General features: G+C 65.0%; 20 protein-coding genes. 6 read left to right on the forward strand and 14 right to left on the reverse strand.

Annotated elements, in window-relative coordinates; all coding sequences use genetic code 11:
* Positions 1 to 11: 11 nt before the first annotated feature.
* Together CSC74_RS02510 and CSC74_RS02515 are read right to left on the reverse strand one after the other, a co-directional pair.
* Positions 12 to 1,175: an efflux RND transporter periplasmic adaptor subunit gene (locus CSC74_RS02510; protein WP_162312834.1), complete on the reverse strand. Its 1,164-nt coding sequence runs from the start codon at positions 1,173 to 1,175 to the stop codon at positions 12 to 14.
* A gap of 14 nt (positions 1,176 to 1,189) precedes the next feature.
* Positions 1,190 to 1,858, reverse strand: coding sequence for a TetR/AcrR family transcriptional regulator (locus tag CSC74_RS02515; protein WP_162312835.1), 669 nt, complete (start codon positions 1,856 to 1,858; stop codon positions 1,190 to 1,192).
* A gap of 392 nt (positions 1,859 to 2,250) precedes the next feature.
* Here CSC74_RS02515 and CSC74_RS02520 point away from each other — a divergent pair, with 392 nt between their 5' ends.
* From CSC74_RS02520 to CSC74_RS02535, 4 genes are all read left to right on the forward strand, one after another.
* The gene (locus CSC74_RS02520; RefSeq protein WP_162312836.1) at positions 2,251 to 7,263 is read left to right on the forward strand and encodes an NAD-glutamate dehydrogenase; all 5,013 of its coding nucleotides are present in this window, start codon (positions 2,251 to 2,253) and stop codon (positions 7,261 to 7,263) included.
* Positions 7,264 to 7,418: 155 nt separating this feature from the next.
* Positions 7,419 to 8,192, forward strand: a complete 774-nt coding sequence (locus CSC74_RS02525) for an NAD kinase (RefSeq protein WP_162312837.1) — start codon at positions 7,419 to 7,421, stop codon at positions 8,190 to 8,192.
* 153 nt (positions 8,193 to 8,345) lie between these two features.
* Complete coding sequence (locus tag CSC74_RS02530; RefSeq protein ID WP_162312838.1) at positions 8,346 to 8,777, forward strand: hypothetical protein; 432 nt, start codon at positions 8,346 to 8,348, stop codon at positions 8,775 to 8,777.
* A 54-nt stretch (positions 8,778 to 8,831) separates the two neighbouring features.
* Positions 8,832 to 9,740 (forward strand): 5'-nucleotidase, encoded by a 909-nt coding sequence (locus tag CSC74_RS02535; RefSeq protein ID WP_162312839.1) that lies wholly within the window; start codon positions 8,832 to 8,834, stop codon positions 9,738 to 9,740.
* A 79-nt stretch (positions 9,741 to 9,819) separates the two neighbouring features.
* Here CSC74_RS02535 and CSC74_RS02540 read toward each other — a convergent pair whose 3' ends face one another.
* From CSC74_RS02540 to CSC74_RS02570, 7 genes are all read right to left on the reverse strand, one after another.
* Positions 9,820 to 10,356, reverse strand: a complete 537-nt coding sequence (locus tag CSC74_RS02540; protein WP_162312840.1) for a DUF2939 domain-containing protein — start codon at positions 10,354 to 10,356, stop codon at positions 9,820 to 9,822.
* A gap of 1 nt (position 10,357) precedes the next feature.
* Positions 10,358 to 11,044 carry a DUF2461 domain-containing protein gene (locus CSC74_RS02545; protein WP_162312841.1) on the reverse strand — a complete coding sequence of 229 codons (687 nt, stop codon included), beginning with the start codon at positions 11,042 to 11,044 and terminating at the stop codon, positions 10,358 to 10,360.
* A 126-nt stretch (positions 11,045 to 11,170) separates the two neighbouring features.
* Positions 11,171 to 12,616 (reverse strand): exodeoxyribonuclease I, encoded by a 1,446-nt coding sequence (gene sbcB / locus CSC74_RS02550; RefSeq protein ID WP_162312842.1) that lies wholly within the window; start codon positions 12,614 to 12,616, stop codon positions 11,171 to 11,173.
* Positions 12,617 to 13,984: an FAD-dependent oxidoreductase gene (locus CSC74_RS02555; protein WP_162312843.1), complete on the reverse strand. Its 1,368-nt coding sequence runs from the start codon at positions 13,982 to 13,984 to the stop codon at positions 12,617 to 12,619. It abuts the gene before it with no gap.
* Between the two features lie 208 nt (positions 13,985 to 14,192).
* Complete coding sequence (locus tag CSC74_RS17690; protein WP_343037868.1) at positions 14,193 to 14,333, reverse strand: GIY-YIG nuclease family protein; 141 nt, start codon at positions 14,331 to 14,333, stop codon at positions 14,193 to 14,195.
* Between the two features lie 82 nt (positions 14,334 to 14,415).
* Positions 14,416 to 15,690: a kynureninase gene (gene kynU / locus CSC74_RS02565; protein ID WP_162312844.1), complete on the reverse strand. Its 1,275-nt coding sequence runs from the start codon at positions 15,688 to 15,690 to the stop codon at positions 14,416 to 14,418.
* Positions 15,691 to 15,802: 112 nt separating this feature from the next.
* On the reverse strand, positions 15,803 to 16,813 hold the full coding sequence (locus CSC74_RS02570) for an amidohydrolase family protein (protein WP_162312845.1): 1,011 nt from the start codon (positions 16,811 to 16,813) through the stop codon (positions 15,803 to 15,805).
* Between the two features lie 282 nt (positions 16,814 to 17,095).
* On the opposite strand from CSC74_RS02570, the gene CSC74_RS02575 reads away from it, so the two are divergent.
* Both CSC74_RS02575 and CSC74_RS02580 read left to right on the forward strand, forming a co-directional pair.
* On the forward strand, positions 17,096 to 17,884 hold the full coding sequence (locus CSC74_RS02575; RefSeq protein ID WP_162312846.1) for a hypothetical protein: 789 nt from the start codon (positions 17,096 to 17,098) through the stop codon (positions 17,882 to 17,884).
* Positions 17,881 to 18,975 (forward strand): GSCFA domain-containing protein, encoded by a 1,095-nt coding sequence (locus CSC74_RS02580; RefSeq protein WP_162312847.1) that lies wholly within the window; start codon positions 17,881 to 17,883, stop codon positions 18,973 to 18,975. The genes CSC74_RS02575 and CSC74_RS02580 overlap by 4 nt, the downstream gene beginning before the upstream one ends.
* Positions 18,976 to 19,337: 362 nt before the next feature.
* Here CSC74_RS02580 and CSC74_RS02585 read toward each other — a convergent pair whose 3' ends face one another.
* Genes CSC74_RS02585 through CSC74_RS02605 form a run of 5 tightly spaced genes read right to left on the reverse strand, consistent with a single transcriptional unit; the run spans position 19,338 to position 24,559 of the window.
* Positions 19,338 to 21,458 (reverse strand): FUSC family protein, encoded by a 2,121-nt coding sequence (locus CSC74_RS02585; protein ID WP_162312848.1) that lies wholly within the window; start codon positions 21,456 to 21,458, stop codon positions 19,338 to 19,340.
* A 27-nt stretch (positions 21,459 to 21,485) separates the two neighbouring features.
* Positions 21,486 to 22,016 carry a 3-hydroxyanthranilate 3,4-dioxygenase gene (locus CSC74_RS02590; protein WP_162312849.1) on the reverse strand — a complete coding sequence of 177 codons (531 nt, stop codon included), beginning with the start codon at positions 22,014 to 22,016 and terminating at the stop codon, positions 21,486 to 21,488.
* A 13-nt stretch (positions 22,017 to 22,029) separates the two neighbouring features.
* Positions 22,030 to 22,461, reverse strand: coding sequence for a RidA family protein (locus CSC74_RS02595; protein ID WP_162312850.1), 432 nt, complete (start codon positions 22,459 to 22,461; stop codon positions 22,030 to 22,032).
* Positions 22,458 to 23,120, reverse strand: coding sequence for a carbonate dehydratase (can, locus tag CSC74_RS02600; RefSeq protein ID WP_162312851.1), 663 nt, complete (start codon positions 23,118 to 23,120; stop codon positions 22,458 to 22,460). Before can ends, CSC74_RS02595 begins: the two co-directional genes overlap by 4 nt.
* Entirely contained in the window at positions 23,117 to 24,559 is a 1,443-nt protein-coding gene (locus tag CSC74_RS02605; protein ID WP_162312852.1) for an aldehyde dehydrogenase, read from the reverse strand. The genes can and CSC74_RS02605 overlap by 4 nt, the downstream gene beginning before the upstream one ends.
* Positions 24,560 to 24,575 lie beyond the last annotated feature (16 nt).

Here is a 24,575-nt window from a genome sequence, read left to right on the forward strand (position 1 = left end):
GGGGAGTTTCCTTATTCCGGCTGGGCGGCGACGGGCGCGGGCTTGCCGGCGGCGGGTGCCGCGGGCTTCCAGGGCACGGCCTTGGCGGGCGCGCCTTCCTTCACCTTCTGCAGGCCGGAAACGATGACCTGGTCGCCGGCGGCCAGGCCGCCGGTGATCAGCCAGTTGCCGCCGGTGGCATCGCCGGTGACCACATTCTTGCGGACCACGCTGCCATCTTTGCCGACGACCATGGCGTAACCGCCGGCGGCGTCGCGCTGGATCGCGGCCTGCGGGACCAGGAACGCGTTCTTCTGCTCGCCCAGGGTCGCGCGCAGGGTGACGAAGCTGCCCGGCAACAGTCTCTTGTCCGGGTTGGGCAAGGTCGCGCGCAACGAAATCGCACCGGTGTTCGGATCGACGACGGTGCCGGAGAAATCCAGCTTGCCGGTTTCGGCATAAGGCGTGCCGTCGGCCAGCAACACGCTGACCGTCGATTCGCCGTCGCCGGACAGGGAGACGTTCTGCGCGTTGCGCAGTTGTTCCAGTTCGCTGGCGCTGATCGAGAAGTTGACGTACAGCGGATCCAGCTGGTCCACGGTGGTCAGCAGGGTCACGTCGCCCTGGCCGACCAGTGCGCCCTCGGTCACCTGCTGCTTGCCGGCGCGTCCGGAAATCGGCGCGCGCACGCTGGCGTAATCCAGGTTGATGCGCGAGCTGGTCACCCCGGCCTTGGCCGATTGCACGGCGGCGGCGGCGCTGCGTTCGGTAGCTTCGGCGTTGTCCAGGTCCGCCCTGGACACGAACTTCTGCCCGATCAGCTGGCGTGCGCGATTGGCGGCGACATGCGCATTGGCATAGCTGGCCTGGGCCGATGCCAGTTGCGCCTGGCTGGCGCTCAACGCGGCCTGCAGTGGCGCCGGGTCGATCTGGAACAGCACCTGGCCTTCCTTCACGTCGCTGCCTTCCTGGTACAGGCGCTTGAGCAGCACGCCGGGAACGCGGGCGCGTACATCGGAGCTGCGCACGGGGGCCAGGCGACCGACCAGGTCGCGCTGCAGCGGTACGTTCTGCGCAACCGCGGCGATCACGCCGACTTCCGGCGGCGGCGGGGCGGGTTGTTCCTGCTTCTTGCAGGCCGCCAGGGCCAGAAGCAGCGCGCAACTCAGGGTAAGCATGCGAAGGGGAGAGGTCATGGGGGGGCTCCGGATCAAGGCCTGGAAATGGGGAATATAGGATGTGGTTGTGTCGGTGCTGGTGATGCATCGACCGAGAAGGCACGAAGGAAGGCATCGACAGCGAACCCGGCCCAGTGCTTGCGGCGGTCGTCGCTGTCGCGATGCGGCACTGCGAAGCGCTGGCGCTCGAAATCGAGGCCCACGATCATGCCCAGCAACAGTTCGGCTGTGTAGTGAGGATCGTCATGCCTGAGCTGCCCGCTGCGCATGGCCAGGCGCAGCCACTCGGCCAGGCGTCGCTGCAGGGTTTCGCAACCGTCGCGGTACAGGGTCCGGGCTTCTTCGGGGAACTGGGAGGCCTCCGCGCTGAGCAACTGGCAGGTGGCGACCACGGACGGGTCCGACAGGCGCTGCAGATGCTCCATGGCGAACCCGAGCAGGGTCGTGCGTGGATTGGTCGCTCCCCCCGCCTTGCCGTCCAGGCGCGCGGTAGCCATGTCCAGGTGCTCCTGCATGACACTGCGCAGCAGTTCCTGCTTGCTGCCGAAATGCGAATACAGGGTCTGTTTCGAGCAACCCGCACGCGCCGCCACCGCGTCCATGCTGACGCGGAAACCCTGTTCGGCCATCAGTTCGCGCACTGCATCGTGCACACGCTGACGTCGCAGTGAAGCGGGGGAAGGGAGGGGGGAGGGCTGCATCGAAACTGGACTATACCGTCCAGTTCACAATTTGGCTAGTGCCGGGGAGGGGCGAGGAGTGAGTGGAGAGGAGTGAGTGGAGGAACTTAGGAACGAGGAACGAGGAACGAGGAACGAGGAACGAGGAACGAGTGTAGGCGGGTGCGGGCGTCTGGCGCCGCTCTCTGCATGGCGGCGCTTCGCCCTTCCGCTCCCACTCACTCCTCACTCCTCTCCACTCACTCCTCGCTTCAAAAGACGAAAGGACGAACAAGCCCGAATTCTTCGGCGGTTCGCTGGCGCGGCCTGTCGTTTCACCGGAAAGTACGGGCATTTGTGGCCGTGCAACAAGGCGGTCATCGCCTTCAGGGCTACAATTGCGGACTGCCTACAAACACAGAGCCATGTCCTGCATGAACGCTGTTCGCAAACCGAAAAAAGCCGCGAAGTCCCCGTCCAAAACCGAATCCGCCGCTGGCAAGGCCAGCAAGCCTCCGGCTGCGAAGCCAGCGTCCCCCAGGCCCTCGCCGGGGCTCTCGCTGGAGCCTGTTTTCGCTGCGATCCGCAAGCGCCTGCCCGCGGCGCGCCAGGCCGAAGCCAAGGCATTCGCGGAGTCGTTCTACAAGCGCATGGAAGAAGACGAATACCCGCACCACAGCCCCGAGGCCTGGGCCGCGCTGGCCTGCGACATGCTCGATTTCGCCCGCGTGCGCAAACCCGGCACGGCCAACGTGCGCGTGTTCAACGCCAGCCTGAAGGGCAATGGCTGGGAGTCGCCGCACACCGTGCTGCAGATCGTCAACGACGACATGCCGTTCCTGGTCGATTCGGTGAGCATGGCCCTGGCCGATGCCGGCATCGGCGTGCACGTACTGGGCCACCCGCTGCTGCGCTTCACCCGCGACAAGGCCGGCAAGCTCACCGCGGTCGGCGAGGGCAAGTCGGAATCGTTGATGCTGCTGGAAATAGACCGCCAGCCGGCCGGACAGATGCCAGTGATCGAGGCCCGCATCCGCCAGGTGCTCGGCGAAGTCCGCGCCATCGTCCAGGACTGGAACGCGATGCGCGACAGGATGCTGTCGTTGTCCGAGGAGCTGGCCACGCGGCGCATGCCGATCGACGACGCCGGGCGCCGCGAGGCGCAGGAGTTCCTGCGCTGGGCCGCGAGCGACCACTTCACCTTCTTCGGCTACCGCGAATACCGCATCGAGCAGAAAAACGGCGAACGCATCCTCAATGCGCTTGATGGCGGCCTGGGCCTGCTGCGCGGCAAGGACCACTCCACCGCCCGCAACGTGAAGTCCCTGGCTGCGTACTACATGCCGCAATCGGGTTCGGTGGATACGCTGATCCTGACCAAGACCAACGCGCGCTCCAGCGTGCATCGCCCGGGCAACATGGACTATATCGGGGTGCTCGAATTCGACGCCAAGGGCAATCCGGTCGCCGAGCAGCGCTTCATCGGCCTGTACACCTCCAGCGCCTACAATCGCCGCCCCTGGGAAATCCCGTTGGTGCGCGAGCGCCACGAACACGTGATGCGCCAGTCCGGCCTGTTGCCCGACAGCCACAGCGGCAAGGCCTTGCGCCACATCCTGGAAACCCTGCCGCGCGAAGAACTGTTCCAGTCCAGCGAGGAAGAGCTCAGCCGCACCAGCATGGGCATCCTCGGCCTGCAGGAGCGCGTGCGCAGCAAACTGTTCCTGCGCCGCGACCGTTATGGCCGGTTCTTCTCAGCGCTGGTGTACATCCCGCGCGAGCGTTTCAACACCGACGTGCGCCTGCGCATCGAGGCGCTGTTGAAGGAAGCGCTGCACGGCGAATACGTGGACACCACCGTCCAGCTCGGCGAATCGCCGCTTGCGCAGTTGCACCTGGTGGTGCGGCCGCACGCCGGCGAACTGGTCAAAATCGACACCGCGCAGCTCGAGGCGCGCCTGGCCCACCTGTTGCGCAACTGGCAGGACGACCTGCGCGAGATCCTGATCGCCCGTCATGGCGAATCCGAAGGCCTGAGGCTTTCCGGCAGTTATGCACGCGCCTTGCCGGCGGGATACATCGAAACGGTCACGCCGGAACTCGCCGCCAGCGACGTGGAAAGCCTGGCCGCGCTCCAGGGACCGCACGACCTGCGCCTGAGCCTGCACCTGTCGCGTCGCCAGCGCGACGGCGAAGGCCGGTTGCGGCTCAACCTTTACCGCCAGCTGCAGGACATCTCACTGTCCGATGCGCTTCCGCTGATGGAGAACATGGGCTTGCGGGTGATCTCCGAGCATCCGTTCCGCCTGGAAGTGGACAACGCGGCGACGTACATCCAGGAATTCGAGGTCGAATCCAGCAGCGGCGAGATCGACGTCGAGAACCGCAGCGCCGCGTTCGAGGAGGCCTTCGCACGGGTCTGGCGCGGCGATGCCGAGAACGACGGTTTCAACCGGCTGGTGCTGGGCGCCAGCCTGGAATGGCGCCAGATCGCGCTGCTGCGCGGCTACTGCAAGTACTTGCTGCAGACCGGAGTGCCGTTCTCGCAGAATTACGTGGAAGAAACCCTCAACCGCTATCCGCTGCTGGCGCGATTGCTGGTGGAGCTGTTCGAGGCGCGTTTCGACCCGGCAACGGGTCGCGAAAGCAAGGCCGAGATCAAGCTGGGCCAGCAGCGTTTCATGCAGCAGCTGCATGCGCTGGCGGGCGGCGACGAGGCTACGTTGAAAGCGCTGCAGTACGTGGTCGACGCACGCAGCGACAAGCGCGAGCGCCAGGTCGAGGCCACCCACAAGACCCTGCTCAAGCTGATGGATCGCGTCTCCAGCCTGGACGACGACCGCATCCTGCGCAGTTTCATCGGCGTGATCGAAGCCACCCTGCGCACCAGTTATTACCAGAAGGGCAGCGATGGCCAGCCCGCGCACACGATCAGCTTCAAGCTGGATTCGGCGCGGGTCCCGGACCTTCCCAAGCCGCGCCCGTATCGCGAGATCTTCGTCTACGGGCCGCGCGTGGAAGGCGTGCACCTGCGCTTCGGGCCGGTGGCGCGTGGCGGCCTGCGCTGGTCCGACCGGCGCGAGGATTTCCGCACTGAGGTGCTGGGCCTGGTCAAGGCGCAGATGGTGAAGAACACGGTGATCGTTCCGGTCGGCGCCAAGGGCGGCTTCTTCGTCAAGCAATCACCAGTCGGGGGCGACCGCGACGCGGTGCTGGCCGAGGGCATCGCCTGCTACAAGATGTTCATCCAGGGCCTGCTGGACATCACCGACAACATCGTCGGCAACAAGATCGTGCCGCCGGTCGACGTGGTCCGCCACGACAACGACGATCCGTACCTGGTCGTCGCCGCGGACAAGGGCACGGCCACGTTCTCGGACATCGCCAACGGCCTGGCCATCGCCCACGGTTTCTGGATGGGCGATGCGTTCGCCTCCGGCGGCTCGGTCGGCTACGACCACAAGGGCATGGGCATCACCGCCAGGGGCGCGTGGGAATCGGTCAAGCGCCACTTCCGCGCCCTCAACCGCAATTCGCAGACCGAGGATTTCACCTGCGCCGGCATCGGCGACATGTCCGGCGACGTGTTCGGCAACGGCATGCTGCTGTCCGAACATATCCGCCTGGTCGCCGCCTTCGATCATCGCCACATCTTCCTCGACCCCAACCCGGATGCGGCGCGCTCGTTCAAGGAGCGCCAGCGCATGTTCAAGGTGCCGCGTTCGAGCTGGGCCGACTACGACGCCAAGCTGATTTCGAAGGGCGGCGGCATCTATCCGCGTTCGCTCAAATCGATCGAGATCACCGCACCGGTACGCGCGGCGCTCGGCCTGGCCGATGACGTGAAGTCGCTGTCGCCGAACGAGCTGATGAGCGCGATCCTGAAGTCGCCGGTGGACCTGTTGTGGAACGGCGGCATCGGCACCTACATCAAGGCCGCTTCGGAGAGCAATGCCGATGTAGGCGACCGCGCCAACAACGGCTTGCGCATCAACGGCGGCGACCTGCGCTGCAGGATCGTGGGCGAGGGCGGCAACCTGGGCATGACCCAGCTGGGCCGCATCGAGGCGGCGCAGAACGGCACCTTGCTCAATACCGACTTCATCGACAACTCGGCCGGTGTGGATACCTCGGACCATGAGGTCAACATCAAGATCCTGCTCAATGGCGTAGTCCAGGCGAAGAAGCTGACCTATGACGCGCGCAACAAGCTGCTGGCCTCGATGACCGATGAAGTCGCCGGCCTGGTCCTGTTCGACAACTATCGCCAGAACCAAGCGATCAGCCTGATGGAGCGCATGAGCGTGTCGCGGCTGGGTTCCAAGCAGCACTTCATCCAGACCCTGGAATCGCAGGGGCTGCTGGACCGGCAGATCGAATTCCTGCCGTCCGACACGGAGCTGGCCGAACGCAAGGCGCGCGGGCAGGGACTGACCCGTCCGGAACTGGCGGTGCTGCTGTCCTATTCCAAGCTGGTGGTGTTCCAGCAATTGCTGGATTCGGATATTCCCGAGGACCCCTACCTGTCCAAGGAACTGCAGCGCTACTTCCCGGAACCGTTGCAGAAGAAGTACTCGGGGGAGATGGAAAAACTTCGCCTGAAGCGCGAAATCATCGCCACCGCGGTCACCAACTCGACCATCAACCGCATGGGCGCCACCTTCCTGCTGCGCATGCAGGAAGACTCGGGCCGCAGCCCGGCCGAAGTGGCCAAGGCCTTCACCATCACCCGCGAGACCCTGGATGCGCGCGCCTTGTGGAACCAGATCGACGCGCTCGACGGCAAGGTGCCGGAATCGGTGCAGATCGATGCCTTGCAGGTGATCTGGTCGTTGCAGCGTTCGTTCACGCGTTGGCTGTTGGGGCGACCGGGTCCGATTCCCGACATCGCCACGGCGGTGGCGCGCTACCACGACGGCTACAACGAGATCCGCGCCGCGGGCGGCGTGCTGCCCGATTCGCAACGTCCGGCCTACGAGGCCAGCCGCAGCGAATGGAAACAGAAGGGATTGCCGCCGGCGCTGGTCGACCAGTTGGCCGCGTTGCCGTACCTGGAGTCTTCCTGCGACATCATCGAAGTGGCGCGTGCGCGCAAGCTCAAGCCGGTGGAGGTTTCCAAGGTCCACTTCCGCCTGGGCGAAGCGTTGCATATCCCGTGGCTGTTCGAGCAGATCGACGGCTTGCAGGTCGATGGCCGCTGGCATGCGGTGGCGCGTGGCGTGCTGCGCGATGAACTGGCCACGCAACAGCGCGTCCTCACCGACCAGGTCCTGTCGATGCCGGGCGCGAACGCCGATGCCAAGGTCCGTCACTGGATCGAACGCGACGACCCGGTCCTGCGCTTCACCCTGGGCATGCTCAACGAGCTTGCCGCGCAGAAGACGCTGGACTACCCGACCACGTCGGTCGCGGTGCAACGGCTGTCGCAGCTGTCGGCCAAGCACTGACGGCATGGGTTGATCGGAAGCAGCCGGGCAAGCCCGGCTGAGACGGATCGTAGAAGCGGGCCTTGCCCGCGATGCCTTTGCATCTGCTACGGATGCGAAAGCATCGCGGGCAAGGCCCGCTCCTACATTGTCGGGGGACACGGTATGCTGCGGCCATGAGCACCCAAGCGCCGCGCATCGCCTTCCTTGCCAGTCCGACCGACGAGGCCAAGCAGGCCCTGTCCGTGCTGCAGGCACGGCATGGCATGTGCGAGCCGGAAGACGCCGACGTGCTCTGCGCGCTCGGTGGCGACGGCTTCATGCTGCAGACCTTGCATCGCCACGGCAGCCTGGGGAAACCGGTGTTCGGCATGAAGCTGGGAACGGTCGGCTTCCTGATGAACCACTATCGCGACGACGATCTGCTCGATCGCATCGCCGCGGCCGAGCCCGCCAAATTGCGCCCGCTGGAAATGCTGGCGCTCACCGAATCGGGCGCCAGCATCGCTTCGCTGGCCTACAACGAAGTCTCGCTGTTGCGGCAGACCCGCCAGGCCGCGCACCTGGGCATCGACCTCAACGGCCAGACCCGGGTGGATGAACTGGTCTGCGATGGCGTGCTCGTCGCCAGCCCGGCCGGCAGCACCGCCTACAACTTCTCCGCCCATGGCCCGATCCTGCCGCTGGGTTCGCACACCATCGCCCTGACCCCGATCGCGCCCTACCGGCCGCGCCGCTGGCGTGGGGCGATCCTCAAGGCCGATACCGAAGTGCGCTTCCATGTGCTCGACCCGTATAAGCGCCCGGTCAGCGCCACCGCCGACTCGCACGAAGTGCGCGACGTGGTCGAAGTGACCATCCGCGAATCGCGCGAACGCATCGTGACCCTGCTGTTCGATCCGGAGCACAACCTCGAAGAACGCATCCTCAGCGAGCAGTTCGTGGTCTGAGCGGCGTCCGCGCGGTTGCCGTATGCTGCCGGCAGCCGCGACTTGGGCGGCTGGATCCAGACGGTTCGATTGGGGGAGGGGTCTCCTATGAGGAAGTCGTGTGCAGTCGTGTTGTGCGCATGGTTGATCGCGCCTGGCGCAGGGGCTTGCGGCATGACCAGCAGGCTGACCGCGTTCGAGCCCGCTGCGGGCAGCGTGCCGACCGCCGGGACATCCGGAGACCTGCCAGCGCCGGTAGCGGTGGTGACCGGAATCGTTCGAGGAATCGGTCCCAGGCATTCCACCTGCGACGACACCGGCCTGCTCAGCGTCGAGATCGAGTGGCCGCGCGGCGGATACAAGCTGCGCGACCTGGGGTTCGAGTTCAAAGTGGTTTCCGGTGCCACGGATTACGTCATTTTCCCCGAAGGTCCGGTCCAGGCGCCGATCAACGGACGCCGTGGCGATTTCCTTTTCATGTGGCGGGAAGGCGGACCGTCGCAACAACAGCCCATCGACCTGCAAGTCGAAGTGCGTGCGGTGACCCGCAGCAACCTGCGTGGACCACCGGCCCGGGTCGTGGTGCGCGCCGCTCCTGGCGCCTGAGGCCCGGGCCACGATATCTCGCGTGCTGCGACCACGGTGCGGGATAATCGCCGCATGTCTTCCGACAACATCCCCCGCCTGCTGACCGTCGCCGTGACCTCGCGCGCGCTCTTCGACCTGGAAGAGAGCCACAGCCTGTACGAAAGCGAGGGTGTCGATGCCTACAGCAGCTTCCAGCGCGACCACGAAGACGATGTGCTGGCGCCCGGCATGGCTTTCCCGGTGGTGCGCAAGCTGCTCGCATTGAACGAGGGTGCGCCGGTCGCTGCGCCACGGGTCGAGGTGATCCTGCTATCGCGCAACTCCGCCGATACCGGGCTGCGCATCTTCAATTCGATCCAGCACCACAAGCTCGGCATCGTCCGTGCGACCTTCACTTCCGGCGAGCCGACCTGGCCGTATGCGCGGCCGTTCGGCGCCGATCTCTTCCTGTCCGCCAACCCCGAGTCCGTGCGCCGTTCGCTTGAACACGGTATCGCCGCGGCCACGATCCTGCCGGCGAAAGCCCTGCAGCAGCGCTCGGATCAGCTGCGCATCGCCTTCGACGGCGACGCGGTGATCTTCGGCGACGAGAGCGAGCGCGTTTCCCGCGAGCAGGGCGTGGAAGCCTTCGGCCGGCACGAACGCGACAAGGCCAAGGAGCCCTTGTCGGGCGGACCCTTCCGGGGCTTCCTGTCCGCGCTGCACGACCTGCAGGCCGCGTTTCCACCGGGCAAGGACGCACCCATCCGCACTGCGCTGGTCACCGCGCGCTCGGCGCCCGCGCATGAGCGGGTGATCCGCACCCTGCGCGAATGGGGTGTGCGCCTGGACGAAGCGCTGTTCCTCGGCGGCCGCCACAAGGGCCCGTTCCTGGAGGCCTTCGGCGCCGATATCTTCTTCGACGATTCGCAGCACAACATCGACAGTGCGCGCCTGCATGTGGCTACCGGGCACGTGCCGCATGGCGTCGCCAATCCCTGACCGATTCCCGTAGGAGCGCCCCTTGGGCGCGATGCTCTTCGTTCACATCGCGCAGGGGCATCGCGCCCAAGGGGCGCTCCTACAATGGCAGGCGGATGTCGGCCAGCTTCCAGCTGAGCCCGTTGCGCTTGAACACGAATACCACCGGCTTGCCGTCTTCGTCATGCACGGTTGCGGTGAAGCGCGACAGCGATTCGTAGTGATGCTCGGCGTTCTTCAACGGATCGGCGGGGACGGGCTTGCCGTAGGTATCGCCATCCACGGTGTCGCCGAGCGATTTCTTCCACATGCTGCGTCCCTGCAGCAGCGCACCGATGCCCAGGGGCGTGACCATGGCGTCGACGCCGCTGCCGAGCAGGTCGCCGGCTACGGACAGCGCGAGGGCGCCGAACAGGTTCGACTGGACCTCGTTGCCCACGCGCCGCGCCAGCGAGTCCTCCACCTGCGCCTTGATGCTGACCCGCAACGCGGCGAAATCCACGTGCCGTTCCAGCTTGCCGGTGTCCTGTTCGGCCAGTGCGGTGCGGATGCCGTTGATGGCCAGGTAGGGGCCGGCGGCGACGTAGCCCGCCAGCGCGAGCAAGAGGACGACGGCCAGTGCGATCCACTTCTTCATTTCAGAACTCCAGGTCCAGCGCCGCGCAAAGGTAGTCCACGAAAGGCGCCAATGCGGCCAGGTCGGTGGCCAGTACCTGCCGCAACTTCGGTCCGGTCATGGTGTCGTTCTCGAGCGAGCGCCAGAACACGAAGTTCTTGTGCTTCAGGTCGTCGATGAATTCGAAATCGGCCGGGAACCCGCGCGGCGGCCGGCTCAGCATTTCGCCTTCCTCGAAATCGAAGCGCTTGCGGAACTTCGGCGCGTGCGCGGCGGCTTTCCAACTGCCGGGATTGTCGTGGATGAACTGGCGGATGCGACGCTGGGTGTCCGGTTCGGGGTGCCACAGGCCCGCGCCGACGAAGCATCCGCCCGGCTGCAGATGCAGGTAGAACGAGGGCGCCGGCACCTGCTTGCGGCGCTCGTGGTACAGGCGCGCGCCTTGCCAGGACTTGTACGGGGATTTGTCGTTGGAGAAGCGGGCGTCGCGGTAGATGCGGAACAGCGAGCCGCCGACGGTTTTCGGATCGGAACGGAAGTGCGGACTCACCGCCGCCAGGTCCGGCTGCAGGTCCACCAGCAGGCGCAGGAACGGCTGGCGCACATGATCTTCGTATTGCTGCTTGTGCGCGGCGAACCAGGTCTTGTCGTTGTTCTTGGCCAAGGCACGCAGGAACTTGAAGCTGGCATCGGAGAAATATTGGGTCATGGCAGTCGGTTTGCGATGGAGGGCGCCGCCGTAGGAGCGACGTGAGTCGCGAAGTCGGGGATTCCTATGTTCTATGATCCGTTGTTTCGCGACTCACGTCGCTCCTACGGCATTCCTACGGCATTCCTACGAAAGAGCGACCTGCAGATCATCGCCCCATACCTGCAGATGGTCGAGCAGGGCCAGTTTGCCGCCGTCACCCGCATGCTGCACCCGCAGGGCGTCGATTTCATGGAAGTAGCTTTCGAAAGTCATTTCCGACAATCCACCATCCACGTTCAACCGTTGCCTGCGATAAGCATCCCATCGCCGCTGTTCCGGCTGCGTCAAGGTGCTGGGCCAGTTGCGTGCGCGATAGCGGAACAGCAATTCCGGCAGGCGCGGGTCCTTGAAGCCGAACTCGCGCCTGTCCAGGTGCTCGGGCGGCGTGGCCCGGACTTCCGCAAGGCGGCGCTTGTCGCCGTCGGCGATGAATCCGTCGTACAACGAAGCATCTGCATCGGGCTTGTCGTGCGCACGCTCGCTGCCGAATACCTGGCGCACCTTCTCGGCGAGCTGCGAGGCATGGGGGCGGAGCTGGCCGGCTACCGCTTCCACGCCTGGTTTGTCGATCTGCAGCCGTACGAAATCCTCCCCGCGCAGGTGCGACCAGGCCACCAGCGCCGGCGACCGGTTGAGATGCACCTCTTTCAGCGGCACGCGTTCCTCGCCAGGCGGCAGGTCCGCCGCGGGCGTGTACACACGGTCCGCGATGTCTTCCGCATCGAGCTGCAGCAGTGCGTCGGCATCGCCGTCCAGGTCGAACACGATGATCCGGTTGTCGAAGCGCGGATGCCGTGCCAGCGGCAATACCGGTGCGGCGCACAGACGGCTGGCGGGATAACGCTGGGAAACATGCAGGGCCGGGGTCAGCGCGATGGTGTCGAGCAGCGCTGCGGCGAATTTCTTGTCGCGCAACTTCAGCGCGTAATCCCATAGCCGCGGTTGCGCGTCGCGGAACTTGCGGGCCATTCCAACGGTGGCGAGCACATCGGAAAGCGCTTCGTGCGCATCGCCTTCGCGCACGCCATTGGCCAGGGCCAGGTGCTCGAGCTTGAACGAAACGCCCTTGCCGTCCTCGCGCTGCGGCCATTCGATGCCTTGCGGCCGCAGGGCATGGGCCAGGCGCATCACGTCGAGCATGTCCCAGCGCGAATTGCCGCCACGCCACTCGCGCTCATAGGGGTCATGGAAGTTGCGGAACAGGCCATGACGGACGAACTCGTCGTCGAAGCGCAGCGAATTCCAGCCAAGGGTGCAGGTTTCCGATCGCGACATTTCCTCGGCGATGCGGGCGAAGGCTTCGGCTTCGCTCACGCCTTCGCGCAGGGCACGCTGCGGGGTGATCCCGGTGATCAGGGTGGCGATGGGCGAGGGCAGCAGGTCGTCGGCAGGTTGCACGAAGAAACTGATCGGTTCCTCGATCAGCTTGAGGTCGGCATCGGTGCGCACCGCGGCGAACTGGGCGATGCGGGTGCGGCGTGGGTCGCGGCCGAAGGTTTCGAGATCGTAGAAGAGGAAGCTCGCGGCCATCTAGGCGGCATCCACCAACAGGTCCAGGCGTGCGAGCACATCCGCGTCGACGGCATCCCAGTCGATGGCGTCGAGCGAATCCTTGCCCAGGGTGGCGGCGACCAGGATCCCACGCTGGATGTCGCTGCGCGCAAGGGCGACGGAGTAGGGGATCAGCATGAAGGTGACCATGGTGTAGTGCGGCACGAAGCGCCCCGGATGGCGTTCCTGCAGCGCGCGCTCCAGTTCCCGCTGCAACAGGAAATCGGGATCGTCGACCCGGTCGCGCATCTCCAGGTAGTTCTCCAGCGCCATCTGCTGGATGGCGAGCGCGTTGGGCCGGCGCTCGGCCTGGAATGCGGCGAAGGCTTCGGCTAGGTCGGTGTGTTCCTCGAGCTTGCGCGCCAGCGCCACGCAATCCTCGAAGGCGCAGTTCATGCCCTGGCCGTGGAACGGCACCATCGCATGCGCTGCGTCGCCGAGCAGCACGGCGCGTCGGTCGATATGCCAGCGCTCCAGGTAGAGAGTGGCCAGAAGACCGGGAGGGTTGCGCTCCCAGTCCTGTTCCAGGTCGGGGATCAGCGGTATGGCATCGGCGAAATCGCGCTGGAACAAGGCCATGGCCTGCGCACCGGTCTTCACCGTGGCGAAGCTGGGTTCGCCTTCGTTCGGCAGGAAGGCGGTGACCGTGAAGGTCTTTTCGTCGTTCGGCAGCGCGATGCACATGTAGCGGCCACGCGGCCAGATATGCAGCGCATTGGGTTCGATCTTGAAGCCGCCGTCTTCGGCCGGCGGGATCACCAGCTCCTTGTAGGAGTGGTCCAGGAATTCGGTACGCTCGCCCAGATCCGACAGCCGCATCATCGCTGCCCGCAGCGAGGAGCCCGCGCCATCGGCGCCGACCAGCGCAGTGAAACCGAGGTCGTGCGCGCTTGCGTCGCGGTCATCGATGAAGCGTGCGGTCTTCGCGTCGAAGTCCACGCTTTCCAGGCGCTGGTGGAAATGCAGCCTGGCGCCGGCCTGTTCGGCCAGGTCCAGCAGACAGATATTGAGGTCGCCGCGATGGATCGACCAGATCACTTCCGAGTCATCGCGCCCGTAGCGCTGCAGTTGCTGTCGCCCATCGAGGAAGTGGACCATGCGCCCGCGCATCATCACCGCCTGGGTCATCACCTCGTCGTCGGCGTCGGCCTGGCGCAGCGCGTTGCGACCACGTTCGGCCAGGGCCAGGTTGATCGAGCGACCACCTTCATAGCCCTTCACCCGCGGGTCGCCGCGCTTCTCGTGGACATCCACTTGCCAGCCGCGTCGTGCCAACAGCGTGGCGAGCAGGGCGCCGGCGAGGCCGGCGCCGATCAGGGTGATGGATCTGGATTCACTAGTCTGCAAAAGTTTCGCCTTTACTCGTTATTCCCGCGGAAGCGGGAATCCAGTGCCTGCGGGCTCTAGCTAGAAATTTCCGGCCAAAGATCATTCCAATATGGATTCTTCCCTTCGATAAGCTCGATCTTCCAGGCTCTCAACCGCTTTTTAACGTTCTTCTCCCGGGCGATCGCAGTTTCCATCGTTCCATGAAGCTCATAGCAAACCAGCCTCGTCACATCATATTTCCGTGTAACCCTTCCGCCATGTGTTCACGATGCTGCCAGGTTCTGGCGATAAGGTTACTAGTGACGCCTGCATAGAGCGTGGCATTCCTGTCCTTGGCCATGATGTAGACAGCGGGCTGCTTTTCCATAAGCAATCTCCATGCAGTTCAAGTCGCTGGATTCCCGCTTTCGCGGGAATGACGGTTTTTCCCATGTTCCACGCGAAAGTGATCACACCCCGCGCCACGACTCGACTTCCTCGACGAACCGGTACACATCCATGAACTTGTTGTACAGCGGCGCCGGCGAGATGCGGATCACGTCGGGTTCGCGCCAGTCGCCGATGGTGCCGATCGAGGTCAGGTATTCGAACAGCTCGCGTCCGCGCTCGCGCCCACCGGTGACGCGCAGTGAAAGTTGGCAGCCGCGGCGTGCGGGTTCTGCGGGAGTGATGACCTGCAAGGTATCGGCGACGCGAGCGCGGATCAGCGCTTCCAGGAAACCGGTCAGCTTTTCCGATTTGGTCCGCAGCGCGGCGACGCCATCGGCCTTGTCGAACAACTCCAGCGACGCCAGCAGCGGCGCCAGCCCGAGGATCGGCGGATTGCTCAGTTGCCAGCCGTCGGCGCCGGGGGTGGGCACGAATTCGGGGCCCATCTGGAACCGGGTCTTCTTCTCGTGGCCCCACCAGCCGGCGAAACGCGGGCGATCGGTATGCGCATGGCGCTCGTGGACGAAGCAGCCGGCGACCGCGCCGGGACCGGCGTTCATGTATTTGTAGTGGCACCAGACCGCGAAATCCGGGTTGTCGTCGTGCAGCCGCAGGGGCAGGTTGCCGGCCGCATGAGCCAGATCGAAGCCGGCCACGGCGCCCTGCGCATGGGCCAGGCGCGCGATCTCCTTCAGGTCGAACGCTTGTCCCGTGCGGTACTGGATGCCGGGCCACAGGACCAGTGCGAGCCGCGGGCCGTGTTCGGCGATGGCGCGCTCGATCGCCGCCATGGAAATGGTGCCGTCCACTTCATCGGACAGTATTTCGATGAGGTCGGTGTCCGGATCGAAGCCGTGGAAGCGGATCTGCGATTCGACCGCATGCCGGTCGGAGGGGAACGCGCCGGCTTCGATCAGGATCGCCGGGCGCGCGGGCGTGGGGCGGTAGAAGCTCACCATCATCAGATGCAGGTTGGTGGTCAGCGAATTCATCGCCACCACCTCCGAAGGCAGCGCGCCGACCACCCGGGCCAGCGGTTCGCGTACCTGCTCGTGATAGGTCAGCCATTGCGCATGGCCGGTGAAGTGGCCTTCGACCGCCTCGTGGCTCCATTTGTCCAGCACCTGCAGCACGTGCTCGCGCGCGCCGCGCGGCTGCAGGCCCAGCGAGTTGCCGCAGAAATAGACCTGCTCGTTGTGCTTGTGCTTGGGGATCAGGAAATCGTTGCGTAGCGGGCGCAGCGGGTCGGCGGCGTCCAGGGCGATGGCGTGGGTGCGCGAAAGCGGGTCGGTCATGGCGAGTCAACAAGGAAAAAGGGAGCCGTAGGAGCGGGCCTTGCCCGCGATGCTCTTTCGCGATGCGCTTCAAAGGCATCGCGGGCAGGGCCCGCTCCTACGGGGATGGTGTTCATGCGAAGCGCGAGGCCGACAGGCCCAGCCATTCCAGTGCGGTGCCGTGGTACAGGCGCGCCTGGCCGACAGTATCCAGATCCAGCGCTGCGATGCCGGCGCCCGGTTCCTGTTCGCCCAGCGGGAACGGATAGTCGGTGCCCAGCATCACCCGGTCGGTGCCGACCGTGTCCAGCAGATACTGCAAGGCGCGCGGATCCGCCACCCAGGAATCGAAGTACAGCTGCTTGATGTAGTCGCGCGGATTGCCCGGGTTGTCGGTGGCGACCAGGTCCGGGCGCATGTTGAAACCGTGTTCGATGCGGCCTATGGTGTACGGGAAACTGCCGCCGCCGTGGGCAAGGCAGATCTTCAGCTTCGGCAGGCGTTCCAGCACGCCGCCGAAGATCAGGCAGCACGCGGCGCGAGATTGTTCGGCTGGCATCCCGACCAGCCACGGCATCCAGTACTTGGGCATGCTCGCCGCGCCCATCATGTCCCAGGGATGCACGAGGATCGCCGCTTCCAGTTCTGCCGCGGCCTGGAAGAACCCGAACAGTTCGGGCGCGTCCAGGTTCCAGTCACCGACATGGCTGCCGATCTGCACGCCCTGCAAACCCAACTGGTCCATGCAGCGCTCGAGTTCCTGCACTGCCAGGCGCGGGGACTGCAGCGGCACGGTGCCGATCCCGGCGTAATGGCGCGGGTGCTGGCGGCAGGCCTCGGCGGTGTGGTCGTTGAGCGCCTGGTGCAGGGCCAGCGCCTGGTCCGGTTTTGCCCAGTAACTGAACATCACCGGCACCGTGCTCAGCACCTGCACCTGCACGCCGAACTTGGCGTAGTCGTCGATGCGCACCTGCGGGTCCCAGGTCTTTGGCCAGATTTCGCGGAAGAACTTGCCGTCCTTGTAGATCCGCGCGCGACCGTCTTCGCCATGATGGATCACCGGGAAACGGTCGTCGTTGTACTTCCTGGCCAGGTCCGGCCAGGTGCGCGGCAGGTAGTGGGCATGGGTGTCGATCTTGAGCATTGCCGCAGTTTAGCCGAGCCCGCTGGGGCAGGCACGGTCCATGTGGGGGGGCCGTCTGTCTTGTCGGGCGAGCTGTAGAATGCGAACACCGGGCAGCCGGGAACCGGACCCAAACAGCAAGCCGATGCCTGCAGAATCGCCCGCGCGTTCCTACGCAGACTGGTGATCCCGGTTTCTCAGGCGTTCGTGCCTTGGTCGCTAAGGTATCGTAGCCAGCCTGCTATGGGTGGCACGCCTGGTGTTCGCGCTTGATTGTTTCTGATCAGGCCCCACGAAAATCACGTGGCAACAACCCAGCCGGACATGATTGGAGCGCAAATGGGATCTTTGCTTTTTGTTGGTTGCAGTCACGTCGCCGCCTTTGCAAGGGCAGGCGAGTCGCTCAAACGGGAAAATCCGGGCTCGAAGCGGATCCTCGCTGTCCACCTGCAAAACCCGAAGTATCTTCCGCAAATCGTAGAACGCGCCACGGGTTTTGGCTTGAGCGATGCGATGGAGGAATTGTTGACCCGGCATATGAAGCAAGGTGCGCGGATTGTCTCCTGCGCGGGTGGAAATCGCCACAACATCATCGGGCTGATGCGTCATCCGTGCCCATTCGATTTCGTGCTTCCGGAAAGGCCGGATCTGCCCATTACCCCGGATTGCCAGCTTGTCCCTTCAAGCTTGATAGAGGATTTCATGCGGCGCGATACCCGTGCGGAAAAGACGATGCTCGGCGCGCTGAAAGCGACTGCCCCGGATCTCGTGCATATCGAATCTCCGCCACCGGTGCGGGATGACTCGTTCATCCTGGAAAATGCGGATCAATACTTCCGGTCGCGAGACATTCAAGGAACTGGTGTGACGCCAGCTTGGATCAGGTACAAGCTATGGAAAACCTATTCAAAGGTAATCCGCGGCTATTGCACTGAGCTTGGGATAGGGTTCATGCCTACTCCACAGACCGTCATGGATGAAAGCGGGTTCCTGCTCCCGGATGCGCGTATCGATGCCACGCATGGCAACGAGTGGTACGCGGGGAAAATTGTTCATTACCTTGAAGGCGTCATGTTTGGCGAAGCGAAATGAACCAGCACCCATATAAATCCTTGCCCGATCATGCTTTCTGGCGTCGAGCGGTCTCCGGGGTGGCGCCCAGCGAAATCGACCCGGTAGTCAGCGCGGGATTCAGTATCGACAGGGCCGACAAGGTGGCGACGGCCGGCAGCTGCTTCGCTCAGCACATCGCCCGGTATTTGAAGCAAAGCGGCTATAACTACCTTGTCACCGAAACGGCGCACCCGCTGGTCGCACAGGATGCGGAGAAATTCAACTATGGACTCTTCACCGCCCGCTACGGAAATATCTACACCTCACGCCAGCTATTGCAGCTATTCGATCGCGCGTTCGGGGAATTCGTGCCGGAGGAGGATGTCTGGCAAGGCGAGAACGGAGGCGTTATCGACGCGCTTCGCCCCACCATACAGCCCGGGGGATTCCCGAATATCGAGGAACTTGTGTCCGATCGCAACCAGCATTTGGCAGCGGTGCGACAAGCCTTCAGGACACTCGACGTCTTCGTTTTCACATTGGGCCTTACGGAATGTTGGCGATCTCGCGCAGATGGACTCGTCTATCCGATATGCCCTGGTGTATCGGGCGGCAGGTTCGATCCGGAGAAGCATGAGTTCTTGAATCTCTCCGTGGACGAGATTGTTTCCGATCTCCAGGACTTCGTTCATAAGCTCCGTTCAATCAATCCGTCATCCAGGGTGGTGCTGACAGTCTCGCCCGTGCCACTTGCCGCAAGCGCCTCGGGAAAACATGTACTGACTGCGACGACACTCAGCAAGTCGATTCTGCGCGTAGCGGCGGAAATAGCGTGTACAACACTGCCGAAAGTTTTTTATTTCCCTTCCTATGAGATCGTGACCGGGGCATTTGCGCGAGGCGCTTATTTCGCTCCCGACTTGAGGTCCGTGACCGAGCCCGCGGTCGAACACGTAATGTTTCTGTTCCTCAAGCATGCAACCGTGGGCGAATCGGGCATTTTACGATCTTCTGCCAACGATGAATCGTTGGGGCAGGCTGCCAACGACAGGTTCCTCGGCGAGATGAGTGCATGGGTACAAGTCATGTGCGACGAGGAGGCTTTGGATCCAGAGGAGGGAGCCATCTAGGGATTGGGCAGATGGATCCAGGATGCGCGTCCATGAATCACCACCTTGCCAAAGTGATGGCGCACATTTTCCGGATACTCCTCTGGCCACTCGTGCATCGAACATCGCTTGCCTGGGCGGCGCGGTATTCAAGCGTACGTAGTCTCCGCAACTTCGATGCCGGGACGACGATGTAGCGATCGAGCACTGGCGGAAAATATCTCCCCATATCGTGCAGGCGGGAATATCCCTCGCGCACGTTAATAGCTGCAGCGCATGACCGTCGTCGTGATGGATCGCCGGGAAACGGACGTCGTTGTATTTCCTGGCCAGGTGCGCGGCAGGTAGTGGGCATGGGTGTCGATTTTCAGCATGCAGGCAGTTTACCCGGCCGCTGCCGTGGCTGCCTGCGATGCGCGCGGCCTGGTCCGGCGCAGCAGATGCGCCAGCGCGTCGACGCTGTCGGCGATGCGGTCGCAGGTATCGGCCAGGGCCAGTCCGGTGGGCGAATGGGCCAGCACCGGGTCCTTTTCAAGCGCCTCGGCAAGGCGGCGTTCGGCGGCGCGCGGGGAATGGGGCTGCGGCGGTGCGTCGTCGCGCAGGGCCGCGGCGATCGCGGCCAGGGCACGATCCACCTGTGCCGAAAACTCGGCGAGTTCCGGCAGTGCCGGCAAACTGCCTACGTCGCGCAACACCGCTTCCAGCGACAACGAGGTACGGATCAGGCGGTGCGCGTTGGCGAGGAAGGATTCGGTGGATGCTAGTTCTGCCCGCGCCTGCGCGCGCTTGGGCTCGGCCTGCAGTCGTTCGAGCGAGGCCAGCACCCCCGTGCGCGCGGCGCGGGCGGAGGTGCGGGTTTCATGCAAGGCGGGGATGTCGTTGCCGAGCACCGCGCGGATGTGGGCACGGTAGCTTTCGATCAGTTTCGCCAGTGCGATGTTGGCGCGCCGGCCTTCCCATGTGGGCCATGCCAGGTAGGCTGCCAATGCCAGTACGCTGCCGAGCAGGGTGCCGAACAGGCGCATCTGGATCGCATCGCCCGGCGCGATGCCCTCGAACGACAGCAGCAATACCAGCATGCCCGACAGCATCGCCACGCCGATGCCGTAGTTGACCTGCACCAGCAGGCGGAACGCCAGGCACAGCGCTGCCATCAGCAGCAGCGTCGGCACCACGCCATCCATCGCGTAATGCACGATCAGGGTGGTCAGCAACAAGCCGGCGAAGGTGCCGGCCACGCGCAGCAGGCCGAAGCGCAGGGTGCCGCCGAAATCCGGCTTCAGCACGATGGCGGCGGTCATCGGGATCCACACGCCATGCGGGATGGCCAGGGCGCGTTCGCAGGCGACGGCCAGGCCGAGGCAGGCGGCGCAACGGATCGCATGGCGCATCGCCACCGAGGAAATCTTCAGGTTGGCGCGCAAGGTCTGCCATGGGTTGCGCGGGCGCAATGCCGAAGGCAGGCGGGCTTCGGCCAGTTCGGCGCGGATTTCGCCGCTGCTGCTGGCCCAGTCGCTGTTGCGCACCAGCGAGCGCAGCTGGCCGGCGAGGCTTTGCGCGCGCGCGGCGGCAACCCGCAGGAAGCGGCGGTCGCGTGCACTGTGGCCGTCGTCGTCGCTGGTGCGTGCCAGTGCGGCGACGCGCGCACCGAAGGTAGCGACTTCCTGTTCCGCACGGAACGGTTTTTCGGCGGCGCGCATGGCCTCCGACAGGTGCATCAGGATGGTGTCGGCGCTGTCCAGGAGGTCCTCGATGCGCAGGCGGACACCGGCGTCTTCGATCCGGGTGTCCAGGTCGCCCAATGCCAGCAGATCGATGCGCACGCGTTCGCACAACTCCGCGATGATGCGGAACGACTGCACCGCCACGCCGCGCGAACGGTGCTGGCCATGCAGGGTTTCCAGTGCCTCCATCGCCGCCATCGACACTGGCGGCGGTTGCGAGGGATCCGGACGCGTGCGTGCGACCGCTGCCAATTGCTCGAGCACCGCGGCCAAGGCGAATCGTTCGGGCCGGTAACGTTGCAACGGCCATGCCGCCAGTGCCAGCAGCATCTGCAGCAGGCCGCCGGCGAAGATCAGCGCCGCCACCCCGGGCGCGTGCACGACCGGCAGGCCCATGTCGGCGGTGATCATCATCACGATCATGCTGGTCAGGCCGGCGCGTGCGGCGACCGGTCCCAGCGCCACCAGCAGGCCACCGACCAGTCCGAATATCACCGCCGCAATCACGAACAGCGTGGTGTTCTCGCCGATCAGTATGCCGGTCAACGCGGACAACCCGGCCGCCAACGCAGCCAGCAGCATCCGTTCCATCCTCTGCCGGTAAGGGCCGGGCTGGTCGGTGAACATCGTGTTGATCGCGCCGGTGGTCATCGCCAGGCCGGCCGGGACTTGATCGAACGCCAGGCCCAACGCCAAGGGCGCGATCACCGCGACGGTGTTGCGCAGTGCCACGCGGAATGGCACGTCGCGCGGCTTGAGGGCGATCAGCGAACGCAGCACGGGCGCCTCGTCACGATCGTCGCGATGTCAGGTATCGGGAAATTCGTAATGCGTCGGCGCCGGATTGAGGTGGCCGCACTGCTTGCAGGTGCGATGTTCCCGCGACGAATAGAACCGGTCGAACACCGGCGGGAAATCCTTTTCGATGTCGCGCAGGTGGAAATATTCCTCGTAGACCTTGTGGTTGCAGTTCTCGCAGAACCACAGCAAGCCATCGTCCTCGTGCGCCAGGCGCTTGCGCTCGATCACCAGGCCGATGGAATCGGGCAGGCGCTGCGGCGAATGCGGCACGCGCGGCGGCAACAGGAAGATCTCGCCGGCCTTGATCGGGATGTCGCGCGGCTTCCCGTCCTCCTGGATGCGCAGCACCATTCCGCCTTCCAATTGGTAGAACCATTCCGGGCCCTCGTCCCAGTGGTAATCGGTGCGCGAATTGGGCCCGCCTACCACCATCACGATGAAGTCGCCTGCGTAGATCACCTTGTTGCCGACCGGTGGCTTCAGCAGGTGGCGGTGTTCTTCGATCCAGGCTTGCAGGTTGAGCGGATTCGGTAGCATCGGCGGTTCTCCTTCAGCATGATTCCTTGGCCGCGGCGACGCATTTGAGCTCGATCGCGATCGGCGTCGGCAGCGCGGTGATGCCCAGGGTGGTACGGCAGGGCGCGGTGGCGGCATCCGGGAAATGCTCGGCCCAGACCCGGTTGTAGGCCTTGAAATCGCGGACCATGTCGGTGAGGTAGACGGTCACGTCGACCAGGTCCTCCCAGGCGCCGCCGCTGGCTTCGAGCACCGCGCGCACGTTGGCGAAGACCGCGCGCGTCTGCGCCTCGATGTCGTACTTGCGCACGCGCCCGTCGGCGAAATATTCGTTGCCGGCGATCTCGTTGCTTGCCGGATCGCGCGGGCCGATGCCGGACAGGAACAGCAGACTGCCGACGCGACGCGCATGCGGATACGTACCGACTGGAGCCGGGGCGCTGGCTGCGTGGATGGAGTTGTTCATGACAGCGGCTCCCGGTCGCGGAGCAACCCGGCGAGGGCATTGGCGTAGGCCGGCGTGAGTTGGTCGGCGGAATCCACGTCCATGCCCAGCTCGCGCACGCAGCCGTCGAGCAGGCTGTAGACCCAGCCGTGCACCGACAGCTTCTGTCCGCGCGCCCAGGCATCCTGCACGACCGTCGTCAGGCAGACGTTCTCGGCCTGCTCGATCGCGTTGAGCTCGCACAGGCGGTCGCTGCGCAGCGAAGGGTCGAAGCTTTCCAGCAGCGCCGCATGTTTCTGGGCGACGTCGCCGACGTGCCGGATCCAGTTGTCGGCCAGGCCGATGCGCGCGCCGTGCAGCGCCGCGTTCACGCCGCCGCAGCCGTAGTGGCCCACCACCAGGATGTGTTCGATCTTCAGCACGTCCACGGCGAACTGGATCACCGACATGCAGTTGAGGTCGGTGTGGACCATGACGTTGGCGATGTTGCGATGGACGAAGACCTCGCCGGGCGCCAGGCCCATGATCTGGTTGGCGGGCACGCGCGAGTCGGAGCAGCCGATCCACAGGTATTTCGGCGCCTGCAACTGCGACAGGCGCAGGAAGAACTCCGGGTCTTCGGCGCGGGTCCGTTCGGCCCATTCGCGGTTATTGCGTAGCAGTTCGTCGAGGATTTTCATGTTGGGCGATTTCCTTGCAGGGCAATGCCCACATTCTTGGGTTCGGTGAAAAAGCGCATCGCTTCGGAACCGCCTTCGCGACCCAGGCCGGACTGGCCCATGCCGCCGAACGGGGTGCGCAAGTCGCGCATCAGCCAGCAGTTGATCCAGACCATGCCGGCGCGGATGCCGGCGGCGAGGCGATGGGCGCGATCGAGGTCGCGGGTCCAGACCGAAGCCGCCAGGCCGTAGTCGCCGGCGTTGGCCAGGGCCAGCGCATGCTCATCGTCGTCGAAAGCTTGCAGGGTCGAGACCGGGCCGAAGATCTCGTCGCGGTTGCTGGCGCAATCCGGGCCAAGGCCGTCGATCACCGTCGGCGCCACGAACCAGCCTGGCCGGTCCAGCGCATCGCCGCCGCAGAGGAAGTTGCCGCCTTCCTCGCGGGCACGGGCGATGGCGGCGACGACCTTGTCGAAATGCGCCTGCGAAACCAGTGGGCCCAGCTGGATTCCGTCGGCCATCGGGTCGCCGACACGCAGGCTGCGCACGCGCTCGACGAAGGCCTCGCGGAATTCATCGTAGATCGACCGTTCGATCAGCAGTCGCGAACCGCACAGGCAGATCTGCCCGGAATTCTGGAAGGCCGAGCGGACCAGCGTATCCAACTGGTTGCGCCAGTCGCTGTCGGCGAAGACCAGGGTGGGATTCTTCCCGCCCAGTTCCAGCGACACCTTCTTCAGCGCAGGCGCGGCGAGCGCGGCGATGCGCTTTCCAACCACGGTGCTGCCGGTGAACGACACCGCGCGCACGCGCGGATGGATCACCAGCGGCTCGCCGGCTTCGGCGCCCAATCCGTGGACGATATTGAGCACGCCTGGGGGGAAGCCTATCTCCGCCGCCAGCTCGCCCAGCATCGTGGCGGTGAGCGGGGTCACTTCGGACGGCTTGGCGACCACGGTGTTGCCTGCGGCCAGCGCGGGGGCGATCTTCCAGGTGAACAGGTACAGCGGCAGGTTCCACGGCGAGATCGTGGCGATCGCGCCCAGCGGCGTGCGCAGGGTGTAGTTGAGCCCGGCTTCGCCGTGATGCGATTCGCTGGAGAACTGGGTCGCGGCCTGGGCGAAGAAGCGCAGGTTGGAAACGGCGCGCGGGATCTCGATGTCGCGCGCCAGGGCGAAGGGCTTGCCGCCGTCCAGCGATTCGGCGCGGGCGAAGGCATCGATGCGCGATTCCAGCGCTGCGGCGAGCCTTTCCAGCCAGGCGGCGCGTTCGCTGTTGCGCAGCGCGGACCAGGCCGGAAAAGCCTGTTCGGCGGCGGCGACCGCAAGTTCGACGTCCCGTGCATCGCCAGCGGCGACTTGCGCATGGGCCTGGCCAGAGGCTGGATCGAACACCTCGAGCCAGCGCCCGTTGGCTGCGGGTCGTGCCTCGCCATCGATCCAGTGGGTCAGGGTCTGCATACCGATAGCTTAACCG

Origin of the sequence: Pseudoxanthomonas yeongjuensis, from assembly GCF_010093345.1 — a bacterium.
In the GTDB taxonomy this organism is placed as follows: Bacteria; Pseudomonadota; Gammaproteobacteria; order Xanthomonadales; family Xanthomonadaceae; genus Pseudoxanthomonas_A; species Pseudoxanthomonas_A yeongjuensis.